The sequence below is a fragment of the Methylobacterium sp. J-026 genome (genome assembly GCF_022829585.1).
Lineage (GTDB): Bacteria > Pseudomonadota > Alphaproteobacteria > Rhizobiales > Beijerinckiaceae > Methylobacterium.
The window spans coordinates 23,937-40,472 of record NZ_JAKSYC010000064.1 but is presented as its reverse complement, the minus strand read 5'-3'; the positions used below and the strand labels follow the sequence as shown (position 1 = coordinate 40,472).

The following is a 16,536-nucleotide window of genomic DNA, read 5'->3' as shown; positions in this document are numbered from 1 at the left end:
CCCTCTCCCGACCCTCGCTGACGCGAGGGCCACCCTCCCCCGCAGAGGGGGGAGGGAGATCGCGCGGTGTCGGCCAGATCAGCGCCGTGGTCTCGGCGAGATCGCCCACGTAATTGTGCGACAGCCGGAACAGCACCGGGTCGATCCGCGCCTCCACCAGCCCGCGGATCAGGGCCGGCTTGGCCTCGCGAAAGCTCAGCGTGCCGGTCATGGCGCCGAGCGCGTAGCCGCGCTCCGGGTCGGGCGTGCGCGAAAAATAATCCTGCAGCATCCGCAGCTTGGCATTGCGCCTCGGCTCGTAGGCGAGGCGGTCGAGGAGGTGGGCGAAGTCGTTCACGCGGCCACCTCCGGCTCGGGACCGGTCTCCGCGGGGCCGGGCTCGGCCTCGCCGTCGTCGCCATACCCCAGGAGATGCAGCGGCCGCGCCGCGATCCCCTGCGTCCCGCACCAATGGACCAGGGCGTCCTCCTGGCCGTGCGTCACCCAGACCTCCCCGGCGCCGGTGTCGCGGATGGTGCGGCACAGGTCGGGCCAGTCGGAGTGATCGGAGATCACCAGCGGCAGCTCGACGCCCTTCTGACGGGCGCGGGCGCGCACCCGCATCCAGCCCGAGGCGAAGCAGGTCACCGGGTCGGGGAATTTCCGCGACCACAGGTCTTGGATCGACGAGGGCGGGCAGATCACGATCGCCCCGTGCAGATCCTTGCGCTCGGCCGCCGCCACCTTCGGCGTGTCGCCGAGCGGCACGCCCTCGTCCTTGTAGAGGGCGGTGAGCTTCTCCATTGCCCCGTGCAGATGGATCGGCCGGTCCCAGCCCTCCTCGCGCAGCAGCGCCATCACCCGTTGCGCCTTGCCGAGCGCGTAGGCACCGACGATGTGGGCCCGCTCCGGGAACAGGGCCACCGACGCGAGGAGCTTGCGGACCTCGCCGCGGGTATCGGGATGGGTGAAGACCGGCAGGCCGAAGGTCGCCTCGGTGATGAACACGTCGCAGGGCACCACCTCGAAGGGCAGGCAGGTCGGGTCCGGCGCCCGCTTGTAGTCGCCCGAGACCACCACCCGGGCGCCCTCATGCTCGATGGCGATCTGCGCCGAGCCGAGGACGTGGCCCGCGGGGGCGAAGCGCACGGTGACGTCGCCGATCCGGATCGCTTCCCCGAGCCGGGCCTCCTGGCGCTGCGCGCAGAAATCCGCCCCGTAGCGCACCGCCATGATCCGCAGGGTCTCGGGCGTCGCCAGCACGTGGCGGTGGCCGGACCGGGCGTGGTCGGCATGGCCGTGGGTAATCAGCGCGCGCTCCACCGGCCAGGTCGGATCGACGTGGAAGCGCCCGAGCGGGCAATAGAGACCCTCGCGGGTCAGGGTCAGGAGATCGCTGGCGCGTATCGGCATCGGGTCCGTGCTGCCGGTGGAATCCGCCGGTGGCCCCGGTATATAGGCGCCCCCGACCCGGCAGACGCATGGCCTCGCAGCACAGTTCCGGCGACCTCCTCGCCGACCGCCGCTATCGTTACGCGGAAGCCTGCCTGGCTGAGGGCGACCATGAAGCCGCGGCGGACCTCGCCGGGCAGGTCCTGGAGCGCGCGCCACGCTACGCGCCGGCCTGGCTGCTGCTCGGCCGGGCCCGGGAGGGGTTGTCGGTGTCGCGCGGCGATCCGGACCTGCGGGACGCGGCGGCCCGGGCCTATGCCTGCGCCCTCGACATCGACCCGGACGACACGCTCGGCGTGCGGGCGCAGCTCGTCCGCCTGGGGGTCGGCGACGGCCTGCCGGCCCTCTCCCCCGCCTATGTCAGGGCGCTGTTCGACGGCTACGCGCCGCGCTTCGAGCGCCATCTGGTCGAGGGCCTGGGCTATGTCGGCCCCGAACTGGTCCGGGCCGCGCTCCCGCCGGACCCGGCGCAGTTCGCGACAGCGCTCGACCTCGGCTGCGGCACCGGCCTGATGGGCGCGGCGATCCGCGACCGGGTCGACCATCTCACCGGCATCGATCTGTCCCCCGGGATGCTGGCCCTGGCGCGGGCCAAGGCGTGGCAGGGCCGGCCGCTCTACGACCGTCTCGCCGAGGGCGAGCTCGGCGCGTTCCTGGCCGGACAGGCGGACGGGTCGGCCGATCTCTGCCTCGCCGCGGACGTGCTGATCTACGTTCCGGACCTCGGTCCCGTCCTGGCGGGGATCGGCCGCGTCCTGCGGCCGGGGGGCCTCGCCGCCTTCACGGTGCAGTCCCACGACGCGGCGGGGGCTGCGCTGGGCGCGGACGGGCGCTACGCCCACGCGGATTCGCATATCGCGGCGGCCGCCGCCGCGGCCGGCCTGGAGATCCTGACCCTGCAATCCGCCGATGTCCGCCGGGAGGGTGGCGCGCCGGTGCCGGGGCGCGTCGTTGTGTTGCGCCGCACCGCGGCATGAAACCGCTGCGCTATACGTCCATTGTCAGTCGGTCGCGGCGGACGCGGCCGCTGCATCGGGGGATCAGAATGGCGGAGTACGGCAATCGGACCGGAGGAGGCGTGTCGGAGCGCAAGCCCGAACCGCCGGCGGACAAGTCCTTCCCCGCCGATCCGCGCAGCCGCATCGCCTTCGCCATCGCGCTGGCCCTGCTGGCGGGCTGCGCGGATTCCATCGGCTTCCTGGAATTCTCGCAGCTGTTCATGTCGTTCATGTCGGGCAACACCACGCGCTTCGGCGTGGCGGTGGCGAACGGCGACTGGGAGAACGTCACCCGGGTCGCCAGCACCATCAGCCTGTTCTGCTTCGGCGCCTTCCTGGGGACGCTGATCGCCGCCTGGGTCGGGCGCTGGCGCCTGGCGGTGCTGCTGACGCTCCAGGCGCTGCTGCTCGCCGGCGGCCTGCTGATGCCCTGGGGCACCTTCGCCTATCCGCTGCACGCCTATCCGATCGTGCTGGCGCTGGGACTCCAGAACGCGACGCTCCAGGATGAGGGCGGCCGCTCCCTGGCCCTGACCTACGTCACCGGCGCCGTGGTGCGCTTCGGCACCGGCTGCGCCAACCTCCTGCTCGGCACGGTGGCGCCCTCGTTCTGGATCCAGGCGCCGCTCTGGGCCGGGCTCAGCACCGGCGCGGTGATCGGCGGCCTTCTCGACATCCGCTACGGCGAATCGGCCTTCCTGTTTCCGGCCGCCCTCGCGGCGCTGCTGGCCCTGATCGCCATCGCGATGACGATCGCCCGGCCGGGCAGCACCCTGGTGGCGGGCTCGTCCCCGGCGCCGGACGCGAACCCGAAGGCCGCGGTGATCGACGCGATCCACTGAGGACGTTCTCAGTTGTCGGAATCCCGGTAGCTGCCCCGCCCCTGCTTGATCGTGGCGCGGCTCTTCTTGGCGACGATGCGCCGTTCCTTCGAACCCTTGGTGGGCTTCGTCGGGCGGCGGATCGGGGGCGGCGGCTTGGCCGCCTCCGCCACCAGATCGACGAGGCGCTGCAGGATGTCGGCCCGGTTGCGCTCCTGCGTCCGGTGCCGCTGCCCGGTGAGCACGAGGACGCCGTCCTTGGTCATCCGCCGCCCGGCGAGCCGCACGAGGTTCGCCTTCACGCGCTCGTCCACGGAGGGCGAGCCGAGGATCGACCAGCGGAGCTGGACCGCGGTCTCGACCTTATTGACGTTCTGGCCGCCCGCCCCCGAGGCGCGCAGGAACGACAGCTCGATCTCGTCGTCGCCGATGGCGATGCGCGGGGTCACCCTCAGGGACATGTCGGCCTCCGGGCGCGGTTACCCCGCAGATGGGGCGGCGCGGACCCGCGCGCCGCGGGAATGCGTGCAGGGGCCAGCATCGCCATGTCTCCTCCCGAAAGCCGCGTGCCCATCGGGAACGAGGCCGGACGCGCCCGGGTTCAGGCAGCCTCGTCCGGCGTGCGCGCGCGCAGGGCCAGGGCGTGGAGGCCGCGCTTGAACGCATCGTCCATCAGCGCGTTCACCAGCCGATGCCGTTCGACGCGGCTCTTGCCCGCGAAGGCCGACGCGACGATGTCGAGCCGGTAGTGGGTCTCGCCCCCCGGCCGTGCCCCGGAATGGCCGGCATGCAGATGCGACTCGTCGATGACGTCGAGCCGCGCCGGCGCGAGCTGCTCGCGCAGCCGTGCCTCCATCCAGTCCCGCAGGGTTCCCCCGCCGCCCGCACCGTCAGCCATCGCACCCTCGCGTCGTGTTCAGGAGATTCCGTCAAGCCCGATCCCGCGCATGCGTCATCAGGCCCGATGCCCTTGTGTCTCAGGTCCACCCCCTCATAATCGGCCCGTCATGGATCTCAACTCGCGCCTGTTCGACAGCATCCGGATCAAACCGTCCTGCGACGAGCCGAAGGCCGCGGCCGCGGCCGAGGCGACGTGCGAGAGCCCGGGCTGCACGCAGCCGGGCCCGCATCGCGCGCCGAAGGGTCGAAAGGCGGAGGGCCAGTACTGGCGCTTCTGCATCGACCACGTCCGCGCCTACAACGCCAGCTACAACTATTTCGACGGCATGAACGACGCCGCCGTGCAGGCCTATCAGAAGGACGCGATCATCGGTCATCGCCCGACCTGGGCGATGGGGGTGAACCCGGCCGGCCAGGGCAAGCCGGCCGAGGAGCCGACCCGGGATTGGGCCTATGTCGATCCGCTCGGCATCCTGCGCGGTGCGGGCGTCGACGACGGACGCCGCCGCGCCCGCCAGCCCGAGCCGGAAAAGCCCCGCCGCACCGCCACGGTACGCCGGGCCCTGGACGTGATGGGCCTCGAAGAGGGGGCGGACGCCCCTGCCATCAAGGCGCAGTACAAGGCGCTGGTGAAGCGATTCCACCCCGACGCGAATGGCGGCGACCGCTCGTTCGAGGAGCGGCTGCGCGACATCATCCGCGCCCACGACGTGCTGCGCACCGCCGGCCTCTGCTGAACGGCACGAAGGATGCACGCCGGTTCGACCCCAGGATGGGGAAACCGCGCGACGCGGCCCTATATGGAGGCCATGCCGGTCGGTGGCGCCTCGGCGCGTCGCCGTCTAAGGATGGCTCCGCCCCGCCGCGGAGGCCCGGCTCGACGTTCTTCCGCGCGGTTGCGCCACCGGTTCAGGGTGGCGTCGTCCGCGCCTCACGAGGTTCCGAATGCTCTCTGACGACACGCCCGCCCGGCTCCCCGACCGCACCGTCTCCGTCCGCGAGGTCTTCGGCATCGACCTCGACCTCAAGGTCCCGGCCTATGCCGAGTCCGAGGAGCACGTTCCCGATCTCGATCCGGACTACATCTTCGATCGGGAGACGACGCTGGCCATCCTGGCCGGCTTCGCGCGCAACCGGCGCGTGATGGTCACCGGCTACCACGGCACCGGCAAATCGACCCATATCGAGCAGGTGGCGGCCAGGCTGAACTGGCCCTGCATCCGCATCAACCTAGACAGCCACGTCTCGCGCATCGACCTCGTCGGCAAGGACGCCATCGTCCTGCAGGACGGCAAGCAGGTGACCGCCTTCCAGGACGGGATCCTGCCCTGGGCGCTGCAGAACAACGTCGCCCTGGTGTTCGACGAGTACGATGCCGGCCGCCCGGACGTGATGTTCGTGATCCAGCGCGTGCTGGAACTGTCGGGCCGGCTGACGCTGCTCGACCAGAAGCGCGTGATCCGCCCGCACCCGGCCTTCCGGCTGTTCGCCACCGCCAACACGGTGGGGCTGGGCGACACGTCGGGCCTCTATCACGGCACCCAGCAGATCAACCAGGGCCAGATGGACCGCTGGTCGATCGTCACCACGCTGAACTACCTGCCGCACGACCGCGAGGTCGACATCGTACTGTCGAAGGCGGTGCATTACCGGGGCGACCAGGGCCGCGACATCGTCAACCGCATGGTGCGGGTGGCGGACCTGACCCGCAACGCGTTCATGAACGGCGACCTCTCCACCGTCATGAGCCCGCGCACGGTGATCACCTGGGCCGAGAACGCCGACATCTTCAAGGATGTCGGCTTCGCCTTCCGGGTGACGTTCCTGAACAAGTGCGACGAGCTGGAGCGGACCCTCGTGGCCGAGTTCTACCAGCGCGCCTTCGGCAAGGAGCTGCCCGAGAGCGCGGTGAACGTCGCCCTGAGCTGAACCACATGGAGGACGCGATGGCGCATCCGGCCCTGACACGCGAGGACGCTCCAGCGGCTTCGTATACCGAGGGGCGGACGCGCTACGCGGACGACCTCTACACCTGGGTTCAGGAGCAGGTGGCGCTGCTCCGCGCCGACCGGGTGGACGTGCTCGACCTCGAGAACATCGCCGAGGAGCTGAGCGACGTGGGCCTGAGCGAGTATTACCGGCTCCAGAGTGCGGTCGAGATCATCATCCTGCACATGCTGACGTGGGACAATCAGCCGGAACGACGAAGCCACAGCTGGGCGCTCAGCATCGCCGAACATCGAGAGCGGGCTCTGATTCAACTGCAGAAGAGCCCGGGCCTGAAGTCGAGCCTCGATGAGATCCGCCACAATGCGTTCCGGCTCGGTCGCCTCGGAGCAGCCCGGCAGATGAAACGCGCACCCAAATCCCTGCCCGCGGAGTGTCCCTACACCTGGGACGAGATCCTGAACCGCCCCTTCGACTTCGACGACGACCGGTAGCCGCGCATGTCCATCTCCAACCGCAAGCCCGGCGAGCGCCGCGAACCCGTGGCCGAGCCCCTCAAGCGCTCTGTGGCCGGATGCCTGCGCGCCATCGCCCGGCGCTCCGAGGTCGAGGTCACCTACGCCACCGACCGGCCCGCGCTCACCGGCGACAAGGCCCGCCTGCCCGAGCCCCCCCGGAAACTCTCGGCGCAGGATGTCGCGGTGCTGCGCGGCAACGCCGACGCCATGGCTCTGCGCCTCGGCTGCCATGACATCACCCTGCACCGGCGCTTCGCCCCGGAGAACGCGGCCGCCCGGGCGGTCTACGACGCGGTGGAGCAGGCCCGGGTCGAGGCGATCGGCTCGCGCCGGATGGCGGGTGTCGCCAGCAATATCACGGCGATGCTGGAGGACCGCTACCACCGCGGCGGCAAGTACGAGAGCATCACGGATCGGGCCGACGCCCCGATGGAGGACGCGGTCGCCCTGATGGTGCGCGAGCGCCTGACCGGCCAGAAGCCGCCCCAGGCGGCCGACAAGATCGTCGCGCTCTGGCGCGAGCATATCGAGGCCAAGGCCGGCCCGAACCTCGACGGGCTGCTCGGCTCGATCGAGGACCAGCGCAAGTTCGCCCGCTCGGTCCGCGACCTGCTCACCTCGCTGGACATGTCGGACGAGACGCCGTTCGACGCCGAGGACGACGACAACGACGACGAGAACGACGCCCAGGACGACGAGCAGAACCCGAGCGAGGGTGATTCGGAGGAGAAGAGCCAGGGCGAGCGCGCCGAGATCGAGACCTCCGAGGAGGCCTCCGACGAGATCGAGGAGGGCGCCCAAGAATCGGCCGACGCGCCCTCGGGCGAGTTGCCCGAGGAATCCGACGACGCCGAGTCCGAGGAGGCCTCCGAGGCGTCGCGGCCGCCGCAGCGCCAGGGCAACGAGGCGCGCGGGCCCGAATACCGGGTGTTCAACCCCCGGTTCGACGAGGTCATCCACGCCGAGGAACTCTGCGACGCCGACGAACTGTCACGCCTGCGCGCCTATCTCGACAAGCAGCTCTCGCATCTGCAGGGCGTGGTCGGCCGCCTGGCCAACCGGTTGCAGCGCCGGCTCCTGGCCCAGCAGAACCGCGCCTGGGATTTCGACCTGGAGGAGGGTCAGCTCGACCCGGCGCGGCTCGTCCGCGTGGTGATCGATCCCTACCAGCCGCTCTCCTTCAAGCAGGAGAAGGACACCAACTTTCGCGACACGGTCGTCACCCTGCTCCTGGACAATTCCGGCTCGATGCGCGGCCGGCCGATCACCGTGGCGGCGACCTGCGCTGACATCCTGGCGCGGACCCTGGAGCGCTGCGGCGTCAAGGTCGAGATTCTCGGCTTCACCACCCGGGCCTGGAAGGGCGGCCAGAGCCGCGAGGCGTGGCTGGCCGCCGGCAAGCCGCCGAACCCGGGCCGCCTGAACGACCTGCGCCACATCGTCTACAAGTCGGCCGACGCCCCCTGGCGGCGCGCGCGAAAAAACCTCGGTCTGATGATGCGCGAGGGGCTGCTCAAGGAGAACATCGACGGCGAGGCCCTCGACTGGGCGCACAAGCGCCTGCTCGGCCGGCCGGAGCAGCGCAAGATCCTGATGGTGATCTCCGACGGCGCGCCGGTGGACGATTCGACCCTGTCGGTGAACGCCGGCAACTACCTGGAGCGGCACCTGCGCTGGATGATCGAGGAGATCGAGACCCGCTCGCCGGTGGAACTGCTGGCGATCGGCATCGGCCACGACGTGACGCGCTACTACCGCCGTGCCGTCACGATCATCGACGCCGAGGAGCTGGGCGGGGCGATGACCGAGAAGCTGGCCGAGCTGTTCGAGGAGGATGGATCGCCCACGCCCACCGGTCGGGCGCTGCGCGCGGCCGGCGGCCGGCGTTAGGAGCGGGGTTCCCGAAGGGCTCAGCCCTTCGGCGGGGTTCGGGGGCGGAGCCCCTGATTTTCGCAGGGCCCTGCCCTGGACCCACAACAGGTTTCAGACCTTTTGAGACCCTGACTTGTCCAGACTCGATCCCGTCCGGGCATGCGCAAACCGCCGCAGCCTGAATGGCTGCGGCGGTTTGCTTCGTCGGATGACGGTCGCGTGGAAGCGCCCGAGGCTCAGGCCGCCTCGGCCGGGGTCTCGGCGAGCTTCTTGTGAAGCTCGCGCTTCAGGAGGCGGGCGGTCTGCGACAGGTCGCCCTCGCCGGCCTTGATCAGGAAGGCGTCGAGTCCGCCGCGATGCTCCACCGAGCGCAGGGCGTGCGCGGTGACCCGCAGGCGCACGCGCTTGCCGAGCGCGTCGGACTGCAGGGTGACATTGCACAGGTTCGGCAGGAACCGGCACTTGGTCTTGTGGTTCGAGTGGCTCACGAGGTGGCCGACCTGAACGGCCTTGCCGGTGAGTTCGCAGCGGCGCGCCATGATGACTTTAGATCCCGTCTCGTTCCGCCCGATGAGACCCGATCGCGGCCGGCGCGATCGTCGTCGCAGCGGGCGGCGCCCATTGCGTGTTCCAGGTCCAGCGGAGTCCTGTTGAAGGCGCGAGCCTATAGGCGACGGAAGGGCGATGCGTCAAGGGAGCGGCGCCGAGACGGGCCGCATCCGCGATCCAACGGTCTGTTAACCACGATGCCGGGATATAGCCTTCATCCGCTCGCAGAAAGGCGCCACGCCCGGCACTTGCCGTCGCGGGGAGGCCGTCATGCAGGCGAGTTCGAGAGGGCGTGCGCAAGCTGGTGTCTTGGGCCGCCGTCCTTGGGATGCGATCCGGATCATGAGTGCCACGCCAGCCCATCGGACGATCGAGCCTTTGACGACGCACGCCGCCGGCCGACTCGCGGGCGGCCTCCTCGCGCTCGCACTCCTGGCGGGGCCGGCCGATGCCGGCGCGCGCGGGGCGCGTTCGAAGCGGGCGGCCGCGGCCCCCGCGACCGTGGCGGTCGATTACGGGATCAACCTCGCCGGCCTGCCGATCGGCACCGCGCGGCTGGCCGGGGCGTTCGAGCGCGACCGCTACGTCATGGACGTATCGGCGGTGCTGACCGGCCTCGTCGGCGCGATCACCGGCGGCAAGGGCTCGGCCCGCGCCTCCGGGACCTTCGCGGCGGCGCCCCAGCCCGGCGCCTTCGCGATTGCCACCCACACGGCGAGTTCCGGCATCGCGGTGCGCATGGCCCTGGCCCGCGGGACCGTGGTCCAGGCGGAGATCACCCCGCCGCTCGTGGACATGCAGGACCGGGTGCCGGTCACCCAGGCCGACAAGCGCGGCATCATCGACCCGGTGAGCGCCCTGCTGATGCCGATCCAGGGGCGCGGTGAGCCGATCGATCCGGAAAACTGCAACCGGACCCTGCCGGTCTTCGACGGCGCGACCCGCTTCAACGTGGTGCTGAGCTACGCCGAGACGCGGCCCGTGCAGAAGCCCGGCTATGCCGGCCCGGTCCTCGTCTGCACGGCCCGCTATCAGGCGGTGGCGGGCCACCGCCCGGACCGCCCGGGGGTCAAGTTCATGGAGGAGAACCGCGAGATGTCGGTTTGGCTCGCCCCCGTCGAGGGGACGCGGGTGCTGCTCCCGCTGCGCATCTCGGTGCTCACCACCATCGGCACCAACATCATCGAGGCGACGCGCTGGACCCAGGGCGGCCCCACTGGGACCGCCGGTGCCGGCGCGACAGGCACCGCCGCCGCGCAGGCGAGCCTGCAAGAACACCCGCCGGGACAGTAGCCGCACGGATCGCTTTGACCGGCGGGCGATTTCCCGGCACGCATGCCCGGCGCGGCGCACGCGCCAGGGAGGTCAGCCGGTGCCCAAGGGCTACATCATCGTCCGCATGACGGTCACCGACCCGGACACCTACCGGGACTACGCCGCCATGGCCTCCGAGGCCATGCGACAGTACGGCTGCAAACCGCTGGTCCGCGGCGGGCGCAGCGAGGCGCTGGAGGGCGAGGCCCGGCCGCGCAACGTCGTGCTCGAATTCGACTCCTACGAGGCGGCGCGGGCCTATTACTTCTCCCCCGAATACCAGGCGGCCAAGGCGAAGCGCCTGCCCGCCGGGATCGGCGAGGTGGTGCTGGTCGAGGGCGCGGACTGAAGTTTGGACGCCAAGCCCACAGCTAGAGCATCGTCCCAAAAGGTGGTTGCCGGCTTTCGGAAAAAGACGATGCAAATCGGAACGTTAGCGCATCGCGCCGGTTCCGATATCCGGTACGATGCGCTAACTTGGCTGCAGCGTTGCGGGCTAACTGAGCGCGGCCTAAACATCGACCGACATGATCAAAAGGCCAAGCTTTACGGCCCCCTTGCGCCCGAATCGCAGGATGCGATCGGTTTGGCGTGAGTGCCCACCTGAACGGCTCGAAGCGGCCGCCGCGCTCGTTATCTACGAAGGAAGCCCGTATCACCGCCGCGGAGGGGGCGGGCAATCCACGGCGGTGCGCCGATATCCGGCGGCCAGCAAGTGTGATCCAAAATGGACTCGTGACACGGCATCCGAAGCGCTCCGTGAGGCGATCAGACAGGGCTTCGTCCCGCAGGAAGGTGATTGGCGAGGGATGTTCCCGCGGTACGTTTGGTACACCGATGATGCAGTCGTATATCAGGCTTTCCTGCACAACGAGACGTCAGGCGCCTATCATGCCTTCCCGCTGAACAAGGAAGAATGGCCCTTCGGACTGGAATGAAATGGCCTCGCTGAAGATCAGCTCGGATTGGATTGCATCGGACGAAAATTTTCGTCCGGAGTTTGACCAGTCATATGGGCAGCTCGGCATTCGAGTCGATGACGACTGGATCACAGAATACGAAACGGAGAGCGGATCGCGCGGCGAGCGGCTTGAAGTACCGGCCTACCCTCTTGCGGAGTGGATCGCCGAGAACTGGTGGTCACTTCTTTACGAACCGGCCAAGGGCGATCGGTCGCGCAAGGATCCGGGCTTCAGATCCCGTCACTGGATGGGTTCGGCGCGCGACGGCTTCGCACTGCCCGATGGTTGGATTTGCTCGCTCGGGCGTGGTTCGGTCCGTGTCGAGTCGAGACCGGCTTACTTTCCCCACGCACGCTTGGTGCTTCGGAACACCTGCGACGCGCAATTGCGCACCGACGATGTGGCTGCCGCACTCGCTGGGTTCGTCGATTCTGTTGTGGAACGGCTGAATGCCGCAGGCATCACGGAGACGGGATTGCAGGCGATTTGGGGGGCTTTCAAAAGCATCGATGCAGACGAGCATCGCTTCTGCCGCCTGCTCGGTGCCCTCGGCATGTCCCCCTACGACGCGGCTCCGGACATATCCGAATTGATAACTGGTGCTCTCGGCGACGTGTCGGAGCAAGTCGCCGAAGATTTCTGCGAGGCTGCCGATGTCGGCGATGCTCTCGAAGCGGCTGCGGATGTCGTACAGACGCTCGCTGCGCTCGACGGCGAGTCGGAACTGGATTTCACAGACCTATTCAGTCTGAAAAGCCGCGGAGACCGTACACCGAGGCGGATGGCCCTGGAGGCGGTCAAGTCGGCACGTGAGCGGTTCTCTATCGCTGCAGGCGATCCGCAGGGCGGAGAGCAGTTTCTTCAAAAACTCGCTCTCAACGCGATCGTGCGTGGCCAGGAAGGCGTCCGAGACATGGACGAGCCGGTGCTTCATGGATCCCTCCGCCGCACCGCCAACACGCTGAGGTTCAATCTGATCAGAAAGCAGCTGGCCTCTCGACGTTACGATGCTGCCCGCGCCTGCTATCTCGCTTGGATTCAAGCATCGGACGGCGACCGGCTGGTCACGCGCGCCCGGGTCCCCGATCAACAGGCGAGCCGGATCTTCGCGGCGGAGTTGCTGGCACCCATCGAGTACATCCGCTCTCGCACGCGCAACAACGTCTTATCGCCATACGGGGCCGCCGAGATCGCCGATACGTTGTGCGTCTCCGACGCCGTCGTATCGTGGCAGGCGTCGCACAACCGAATCAGCGTCGTCGGTCAGCATGGCGGTCAGTGGGGATAAGCCTCATCGACAGTACGTAGGAATCCCAACCAGATGCATCCTGCAGGGAGGGAGATTTTATTTGTTTCGGCGATGATGGGGGCATGCGCGACACTCAACCGATCACGTTGTTCATCGCCCGGATCACGGCCCTGGTCGCCCTCACCGGACCGGCCGCCGCCCGCCCGCTCACCGCAGGCCCCGTGGAATCCGGCTGCGGCGGCGACGCCTTCTCGTCCGCGGAGGTCGTCAAGAACCGGCCCGGGCAGGGTCGGCCCCGCGGCGGCCCCCTCGTGGCGATCCCCGACACGCTGTGCGCCGACCTCGCACCCCAGGTGGGGGCGCCGGCGACGCAGATCGACGTCTATCCGCTCGTCTCGCCGCAGGTTGGACCTGGCGGCGCCGGCATCCCATATGGGGGTGGAACGACCCGGCCCTATCGTCCCTGACGCGACCGGTCGATAAGCCCCCTCCCCGCTCGCGCCATAACGGCGCCGCGACGGCCTTCTCGTCCGAAGGGACCGCCGACCATCGACGCGCCGCTCCGCCCCTCGCCCAGCCGCTCGCTGCCCCGCGACGTCCGCGCCCGCGGCGTCACGGCGGTCCTCGGGCCGACCAACACCGGCAAGACCCATCTCGCCATCGAGCGGATGCTCGCGCACCCGACCGGGATGATCGGGCTGCCCCTGCGGCTGCTCGCCCGCGAGGTTTATTTGCGGGTGGTGGCCAAGGTCGGGCCGGAGAAGGTCGCGCTCGTGACCGGGGAAGAGAAAATAAAGCCCGATCGGCCGCGCTACTGGATCTGCACCATCGAGGCGATGCCCCGCGATCTCGACGTGGCCTATGTCGCCATCGACGAGATCCAGCTCGCCGCCGACATGGACCGCGGCCACGTCTTCACAGACCGCCTGCTCTACGTCCGCGGCCGGGAGGAGACGCTGCTGATCGGCTCCTCGACCATGCTGCCGCTGGTCCAGAGCCTGATCCCGAACATCCACACCACCACCCGGCCGCGGCTGTCGCAGCTGACCTTCGCGGGGGAGAAGCGGCTGGCGCGCCTGCCCCGGCGCACGGCGATCGTCGCCTTCTCGGCGGAGGAGGTCTACGCCATCGCCGAGCTGATCCGCCGCCAGCGCGGCGGCGCCGCGGTGGTGCTGGGCGCGCTCTCGCCCCGGACCCGCAACGCCCAGGTCGAGATGTACCAGGCCGGCGACGTGGACTACCTCGTCGCCACCGACGCGGTCGGGATGGGCCTCAACCTCGACGTCGATCACGTCGCCTTCGCGGCCAACTGGAAGTACGACGGGACCCGCTTCCGCAAGCTCACCCCCGCCGAGATGGGCCAGATCGCCGGCCGGGCCGGGCGCCACCTCGCGGACGGGACCTTCGGCTCCACCGGACGCTGCCCGCCCTTCGAGGCCGAGCTGGTCGAGCGGCTGGAGAGCCACGATTTCGACCCGCTGCGCATCCTGCAATGGCGCAACCCGGATCTCACCTTCGGCAGCCTGGAGGCGCTGCAGGCGAGTCTCGACACGCACCCGCGCGAATCGGGCCTGACCCGGGCCCCGATGGGCGAGGACCAGCAGGCCCTCGAGATCCTGATGAAGGAAGACGACATCCGCGACATGGCGCGCGGCGCCGCCACGGTCCGGCGGCTCTGGGACGTCTGCGGCGTGCCGGATTACCGCAAGGTCCACCCGCAGGTGCACGCCGACCTCGTGGCGCAGCTCTACCGATTCCTCATGAAGGGCATGGCCGGGCGCATCCCCGATACGTGGTTCGCCGAGCAGGTGGCGATGATCGACCGCACCGACGGCGACATCGACACCCTGTCCCGCCGGATCGCCCAGGGGCGCACCTGGACCTTCGTCGCCAACAGGCCCGACTGGCTGCGCGACCCAGAACATTGGCAGGGCGAGACGCGTCGGGTAGAGGACAGGCTGTCCGACGCCCTGCACGAACGCCTCGCGAGCCGCTTCGTCGACCGGCGCACAAGCGTCCTGATGCGGCGCCTGAGAGAGAACACGATGCTCGAAGCCCAGATTACCGCCGACGGTGACGTCACCGTCGAGGGTCAGCATGTCGGCCACCTCCACGGATTCCTGTTCGTTCCGGATGCCAGCGCCGAGGGACACGAGGCCAAGACTCTGCGGAGCGCCGCCGAGAAGGCGCTCGCCGGCGAGATCGAGGCCCGGGCCGAGCGGTTCGCCGCCACGGCCGATTCGACCCTGGTGCTGGCGCATGACGGCACGATCCGCTGGACCGGGGCGCCCGTCGCCAAGCTCACCCCCGGCGAGAAGCTGTTCGCCCCGCAGATCCGGCTTCTCGCCGATGACAGCCTGACCGGCGCCCATCGCGAGAAGGTGGAGGCCCGCCTCGACGCGTGGCTGAAGGCCCATGTCGTCCGCCTGCTCGGCCCGCTGATGGACATCGAGACCGCCGCCGACCTCACCGGCCTCGCCAAGGGGATCGGCTATCAGGTGGTCGAGGCGCTCGGCGTGCTGGAGCGTTCGAAGGTGGCGCACGAGATGCGCAGCCTCGACCAGGACGGCCGCGGGGCGCTGCGCCGGCACGGCGTCCGCTTCGGCGCCTATCACATCTTCCTGCCGGCACTGCTGAAGCCGGCGCCGCGGACGCTCGCGGCCCAGCTCTGGGCCCTGCGCAACGGCGGGCTCGACCAGCGCGGCCTCGACGAGATCGCCCATCTCGCGGGCTCGGGCCGCACCTCGATCAAGGTCGACCGCGAGATCGCCAAGGGCCTTTATCGCGCGGCCGGCTTCCGGGTCAGCGGCGAGCGGGCGGTGCGCGTCGACATCCTGGAGCGGCTCGCCGACCTGATCCGCCCGGCGATCGCCTACCGCCCCGGCACCACGCCCGGCGCCCCGCCGGAAGGCACCGCCGACGGCGACGGCTTCGTGGCCACCGTCGGCATGACCTCCCTGGTCGGCTGCTCGGGGGAGGATTTCGCCTCGATCCTGAAGTCCCTGGGCTACAATGCGGAAGCCCGCCCCGGGCCGGCCATCACGGTGCCGCTCCTGCCGGCCGCCGCGATGACGCCGGCCGCGGCGACCGCCGCCGCCGAGGCCTCCTCCGACGAGGCGGTCACCGCGCAGGCGGACGCCGCCGAGCCCGTCGGCGACGAGGCCCCGGCCAGCGCGGCGCAGGCCGCGTCCGGCGACGACATCCCTGGCGACGACATCCCTGGCGACGCGCCCGTCGCCGGGGCGGAGCCCGCTGAGGCGGCAGGCGTTTCGGACGCGGTCGCGACCGACGAGCCCCCGGTCGAAGGATCCGAGGCCGCATCCGAGCCTGTCGAGGCCGCAGCCGAGGCGCACGGCCCGGCCGACGCCCCTGCGGCGGAGCATAGCGAAGCAGCGCATCCCGGGACGGAGCCGGCGGCCGAGCCCGACGCCACCCCGGAGGCGGCGACGCCGGAGCCTGGGACCAGCGAGGCGGAGCCGGTTGTTGCGGCCGATCCGGCCGGCGCGGAGGCGGCGCGCGAGACCGCTGGGGCGGAGGGCGAGCCCACCGGCGAGGTGCCCCAGATCGAGGTCTGGCGGCTCCAGCGCCATCAGCGTCCGGCCCATCAGCGCCCGCAGAACCGCCCGCGTGGCGCGGGCCGCGGCCGGGATGGCGGCCCGCAGGGCCAGCACGAGGGGCCGGGTCGCCCGGAGGGTCGTCCGGAGCCGCGCCGCGCCGAGGGTGGCGACGACGCGGCCCGCAACGGGCGGGACCGGGGGCCGCGCCGTGACCGCTTCGAGGGCGGCCGGCCCGAACGCCGTGACGCGCCGCGGCGGGACGATCAGCGCAACGCCGAGCCGCGCGCCTCCGGTCCGCGGCCCGACCAGCGTCCCCCCCGGCGCGAGCGCGCGCCCGATCCGGATTCGCCCTTCGCCAAGCTGGCGGCGCTCAAGGCGCAGCTCGAAGCCGGCGACGGCGGGAAGCGCTGAACCGCCC

At 70.3% G+C, this 16,536-nt stretch carries 15 protein-coding genes and 1 pseudogene; 11 read left to right on the top strand and 5 right to left on the bottom strand.

The features are described 5' to 3' along the window. A pseudogene (locus MKK69_RS05290) lies at positions 1–337 on the bottom strand (ATP-dependent DNA ligase); the annotation flags it as partial. After that, a complete protein-coding gene (locus MKK69_RS05285; protein WP_243966658.1) occupies positions 334–1,392 on the bottom strand; it encodes a ligase-associated DNA damage response exonuclease in 1,059 nt (352 codons plus the stop codon). The gene MKK69_RS05285 and the pseudogene MKK69_RS05290, both read right to left, overlap by 4 nt. Before the next feature lie 68 nt (positions 1,393–1,460). Between MKK69_RS05285 and MKK69_RS05280 the strand changes: the two genes are divergently transcribed. After that, the gene (locus tag MKK69_RS05280) at positions 1,461–2,408 is read left to right on the top strand and encodes a class I SAM-dependent DNA methyltransferase (RefSeq protein WP_243966657.1); all 948 of its coding nucleotides are present in this window, start codon (positions 1,461–1,463) and stop codon (positions 2,406–2,408) included. A gap of 68 nt (positions 2,409–2,476) precedes the next feature. Next, a complete protein-coding gene (locus MKK69_RS05275; RefSeq protein ID WP_243966656.1) occupies positions 2,477–3,271 on the top strand; it encodes a YoaK family protein in 795 nt (264 codons plus the stop codon). Positions 3,272–3,279: 8 nt separating this feature from the next. Here the strand turns inward: MKK69_RS05275 and arfB are convergent, their stop codons facing one another. Next, the gene (gene arfB / locus MKK69_RS05270; RefSeq protein WP_243966655.1) at positions 3,280–3,711 is read right to left on the bottom strand and encodes an alternative ribosome rescue aminoacyl-tRNA hydrolase ArfB; all 432 of its coding nucleotides are present in this window, start codon (positions 3,709–3,711) and stop codon (positions 3,280–3,282) included. Positions 3,712–3,851: 140 nt separating this feature from the next. After that, complete coding sequence (locus MKK69_RS05265; RefSeq protein WP_243966654.1) at positions 3,852–4,148, bottom strand: BolA family protein; 297 nt, start codon at positions 4,146–4,148, stop codon at positions 3,852–3,854. Positions 4,149–4,257: 109 nt separating this feature from the next. On the opposite strand from MKK69_RS05265, the gene MKK69_RS05260 reads away from it, so the two are divergent. The 4 genes from MKK69_RS05260 to cobT all read left to right on the top strand — a co-directional run bounded on the left by MKK69_RS05260 (position 4,258) and on the right by cobT (position 8,505). Next, positions 4,258–4,887, top strand: a complete 630-nt coding sequence (locus MKK69_RS05260) for a J domain-containing protein (protein ID WP_243966653.1) — start codon at positions 4,258–4,260, stop codon at positions 4,885–4,887. Positions 4,888–5,095: 208 nt separating this feature from the next. Further along, the gene (gene cobS / locus MKK69_RS05255) at positions 5,096–6,079 is read left to right on the top strand and encodes a cobaltochelatase subunit CobS (protein ID WP_243966651.1); all 984 of its coding nucleotides are present in this window, start codon (positions 5,096–5,098) and stop codon (positions 6,077–6,079) included. A 17-nt stretch (positions 6,080–6,096) separates the two neighbouring features. Then, the gene (locus MKK69_RS05250) at positions 6,097–6,591 is read left to right on the top strand and encodes a DUF29 domain-containing protein (protein ID WP_243966650.1); all 495 of its coding nucleotides are present in this window, start codon (positions 6,097–6,099) and stop codon (positions 6,589–6,591) included. A gap of 6 nt (positions 6,592–6,597) precedes the next feature. Then, complete coding sequence (gene cobT, locus MKK69_RS05245) at positions 6,598–8,505, top strand: cobaltochelatase subunit CobT (protein WP_243966649.1); 1,908 nt, start codon at positions 6,598–6,600, stop codon at positions 8,503–8,505. Positions 8,506–8,723: 218 nt separating this feature from the next. Here the strand turns inward: cobT and rpmB are convergent, their stop codons facing one another. Continuing rightward, a complete protein-coding gene (rpmB, locus tag MKK69_RS05240; protein WP_243966648.1) occupies positions 8,724–9,026 on the bottom strand; it encodes a 50S ribosomal protein L28 in 303 nt (100 codons plus the stop codon). 352 nt (positions 9,027–9,378) lie between these two features. Here rpmB and MKK69_RS05235 point away from each other — a divergent pair, with 352 nt between their 5' ends. The 5 genes from MKK69_RS05235 to MKK69_RS05215 all read left to right on the top strand — a co-directional run bounded on the left by MKK69_RS05235 (position 9,379) and on the right by MKK69_RS05215 (position 16,529). After that, positions 9,379–10,329 (top strand): DUF3108 domain-containing protein, encoded by a 951-nt coding sequence (locus MKK69_RS05235; RefSeq protein WP_243966647.1) that lies wholly within the window; start codon positions 9,379–9,381, stop codon positions 10,327–10,329. 79 nt (positions 10,330–10,408) lie between these two features. After that, positions 10,409–10,699: a DUF1330 domain-containing protein gene (locus MKK69_RS05230; RefSeq protein ID WP_243966646.1), complete on the top strand. Its 291-nt coding sequence runs from the start codon at positions 10,409–10,411 to the stop codon at positions 10,697–10,699. Between the two features lie 590 nt (positions 10,700–11,289). Continuing rightward, entirely contained in the window at positions 11,290–12,600 is a 1,311-nt protein-coding gene (locus MKK69_RS05225; RefSeq protein WP_243966645.1) for a hypothetical protein, read from the top strand. An 83-nt stretch (positions 12,601–12,683) separates the two neighbouring features. Beyond that, complete coding sequence (locus MKK69_RS05220; RefSeq protein WP_243966643.1) at positions 12,684–13,028, top strand: hypothetical protein; 345 nt, start codon at positions 12,684–12,686, stop codon at positions 13,026–13,028. Between the two features lie 81 nt (positions 13,029–13,109). Then, positions 13,110–16,529, top strand: coding sequence for a helicase-related protein (locus MKK69_RS05215; RefSeq protein WP_409564780.1), 3,420 nt, complete (start codon positions 13,110–13,112; stop codon positions 16,527–16,529). Positions 16,530–16,536 lie beyond the last annotated feature (7 nt).